General features: G+C 40.9%; 3 protein-coding genes and 1 pseudogene. 3 read left to right on the forward strand and 1 reads right to left on the reverse strand.

Annotated elements, in window-relative coordinates:
• Together AC1DUA_RS29770 and AC1DUA_RS29775 are read left to right on the forward strand one after the other, a co-directional pair.
• Window positions 1–479: GNAT family N-acetyltransferase (locus AC1DUA_RS29770; protein ID WP_477503181.1), on the forward strand; the 479-nt coding region annotated here is incomplete at its 5' end.
• Between the two features lie 216 nt (window positions 480–695).
• Complete coding sequence (locus AC1DUA_RS29775; protein WP_477503182.1) at window positions 696–1,199, forward strand: GNAT family N-acetyltransferase; 504 nt, start codon at window positions 696–698, stop codon at window positions 1,197–1,199.
• Window positions 1,200–1,467: 268 nt separating this feature from the next.
• Here AC1DUA_RS29775 and AC1DUA_RS29780 read toward each other — a convergent pair.
• Window positions 1,468–1,962 (reverse strand): annotated as a pseudogene (locus tag AC1DUA_RS29780) (IS110 family transposase); the annotation flags it as partial.
• Between the two features lie 412 nt (window positions 1,963–2,374).
• Between AC1DUA_RS29780 and AC1DUA_RS29785 the strand changes: the two are divergent.
• The coding region (locus tag AC1DUA_RS29785) for a sugar-binding domain-containing protein (RefSeq protein WP_477503183.1) at window positions 2,375–3,429 on the forward strand (1,055 nt) is incomplete at its 3' end.

Genomic DNA, 3,429 nt, shown 5'->3' on the forward strand with positions numbered 1-3,429 from the left:
ATTTTAAGAGAGGTAACGATAAAGTGATTACATTAGATTTAATGAATACGACTGAATTCCAGGAGTACGTTAATTCTGCAATTAAAAGCTATGCAGATAGTAACGTCCAATCTGGTAATTGGAGCGAACAGGAATCTTTCAGTAAGGCAACGGAACAATACGCACAACTATTGCCGGATGGCGAGAAAACAGCTAATAACAAGTTATTTACAATTCGTTCTGATGGCCAAGAGGTTGGAATGATTTGGCTAGCATTGAAACCAAACAACAAAGGATTTATCTACGATATAAAAATTAGGGAAGATTACCGAGGACGTGGATTTGGCAAGCAAGCGATGGAAGATATAGAAACGGTGGGAAGAGAATTTGGCATAAGGAGTATAGGACTTCACGTCTTTGCTAATAACCAAATAGCGCGTAGTTTATATGAAAAGTTAGGCTATAAAGAAACGAGCATCGTAATGGCAAAAGAAATATAAACTCAATATTTTGTTCGACTAACGTAAGAACGTTTGTTAAAAAGAAACCAAGACGAGGCTGCCGGCATTAATCGGCAGCCTCGTTGAAGTAACGGGCAGATTAGTTGAGGAAGTCGTGTTAGAATAGGACGAGATTAGTTAGCTTCATAAGAGTAACTAATAAATTTATAAACATGGTTTCAACGAAAGCTAAACTTCTGACGAGGAGAATGCAGATTGGAAACAAATCGTTGTAGCATTAAAATAACTAATCAAGCTGACTATATTGATTTGTTGAAATTATACAATGACACTAAAGTATGGGATTACTTGGGCGGTCAAAGAAGTTCACAGCAAATTGAAGATAGAATTACAGAATGGATAAATCCCCAAGAAAACTGCCATTATTGGACAGTTAAAGAACTAGGTTCAGGTGCATTTGTAGGAAGCATTTTATTAACACCACATTATGATGGAGAATATACTCAAATTTCATATATGTTTTTATCAAGTTTTTGGGGTAATGGTTTTGCATTGGAGGCGGTAAGTCAAGTATTATGCCATTCTTTCGAAGATAAAGCATATAAAAAGATACTTGCTGAGGCGCAATCGGCAAACACTTCGTCATGTGCCTTATTAAAGAAACTTGGGTTTTATGAAGTAAAAAGAGTTACTCGATTTGATGCAGAACAAGTAATTTTTTCTATAGACCACCCAAGCCATAGGGTCGTAGTAGATTAAACTATTGGTGAACGTTTGTTCAATCACAGCAATGGGAGGCTGCCGCCACGATCGGCAGCCTATCGCTCACCTAACGGGAGGATACTGAGTGTAAGGGAGACTTCCGAAATCGTAACCTAAAGTTTCAAGTCTTCGATCTATGCTAAACTTACAATATAACAAAAATATCCAATTAACAAGGAGAGGAATGATCGTGGAAGCTGTACGTCAATTTGACTCGAATATCGAAAAAGTGCTCGAACACTGGACTCCAGCCTATGCCTTAGAAGAGTGCATCTATTTGCTTTTCTAGGATCGATAGATGCTCTTTATAATGGAGGAGCATGCTAATGTACATACTCATACTAAATAAGTGACTTTGATATGGCGCTATTCGAAACGGATTTCGAATAGCAGCTGCCATGAGCTTCTGAGCCTTTTCTTTAGCCCATTTTTCGGAACGACCTGTACATAAAACTGCGATCTTCTCGGTTAATTTAGCTTCACCGGCACTGAGAACGTCCTCAGACGTTGGAAAGGCTAACAAGGTTTGCAGCGACACCACAGAGTACAAAGCCCCGTAAACGCCCCTAAACTCTGGAAATACCTGATCTAACACCGCTTGGAATTGAAGTTTAATCTGAACAAATTGTCCCGTTACCGATTCATGCTGTCTTGTGAGATTGCGCAGATTTAGTAACTGCACACCTCTAGTCTTACGATGCTCGAAGTCCTCCTTGTAAAAGAATTCGCTTAAGGCATAGGTGCTCCAAGCGTTTATCTTTTTAGAAACAATGACCAGGTTTATATAAGATGGACAGCAGACTTTTGACTTTTCACAGGCAGGATTTCATCAGCGCTATTGGAGAAATCCCAGTGGCGCTTTTTTTGCGTTTATTAGGTGAAGCAAAATCAATGTGCAGAAAGAAAATATGAGGATTTTTAAGTTTTTATGTGAGTATTTTTAAGAAAAATATTGGATACTATTGTGTTATTATTGAGATGTTAGGTAGTACCTTTAATTAACAAATATCTACTGGAGGGAGGTTCCTTAGGTGAAATAATAAATTATGCCCAAAATGATACAATTTGTATCAAAATTCTTTTTGTAAACGCTGCCAGTTTTTTAGACAACAAAAGTGAATTGCTTGATGAGTCGTTAATATAATCTAGTGAAATCGATTTGGAGGACATGTATGAAGTGGAAAAAGAAAATATCGTTGACGCTTATGCTCCTTTTGGCGGTCAACAGCTTTGGCGCTTTAGGCGCATCTGCTGCCCCTGCTAACGGTTATCCGGAATGGAGTAACAATCCGGATATTTTCCAAGTGAACCGGGAACCTGCACATGCCTCGTTTATTCCGTATGGCGATGTGCCTTCCGCCTTGCATGGAGCGGATATGATCTCTGCGATGACGGACCATCTGTCCCCTTATTACCAATCTCTCAACGGACAATGGAAATTTAATTTTGCGAAGAACCCTGACGCCCGTCCTATAGACTTCTATAAGGATAGCTATGATACGAGTTCATGGAGTCAGATTAAAGTACCTGGCGAATGGCAGCTTCAAGGCTATGATTTCCCCATTTATACGAATATTACGTATCCGTTCTGGGGCAATGGCAACTCCACCAATGTTCAGCCGCCTGTCGCTCCTACGGAATATAATCCTGTAGGATCGTATAAGCGCACATTTACGATTCCGGACAATTGGTCCGGCCGGCAAACGTTTATTTCCTTTCAAGGCGTTGAAAGCGCATTCTACGTCTGGGTTAACGGCCAAAAAGTCGGATACAGCGAAGATAGCTATTCACCGAAAGACTTTAATATTACCCCGTATCTGAAGGCGGGCGAGAATACGCTTGCTGTCGAAGTCTATCGTTGGTCGGACGGAAGCTGGCTCGAAGACCAGGATTCCCTGCGATTAAGCGGCATTCAGCGCGATGTTTTTCTTTTCAACACACCTTCGGTTCATATGCGGGATTTCAGCGTCGTTACGGATTTGGATGCTTCCTATCAGGATGCTGCGCTAAATCTGAAAGTAAACGTCAAAAATTATATCAGCGACACTACGCCAGCCAATCATACGGTAGAGGCGATGCTCTATGACGCTAACGAGCAGCCGGTATTTACCGAGCCAGTCAAAATGGAAACAGCGTTTGGCGGCAACTCTGAGGTTCAGGTCAACTCTTCCAAACTAGTTGCCAATCCTAAGAAATGGTCGGCGGAAGATCCGAACCTGTATACGCT

This window comes from Paenibacillus sp. 01T422 (assembly GCF_056398785.1).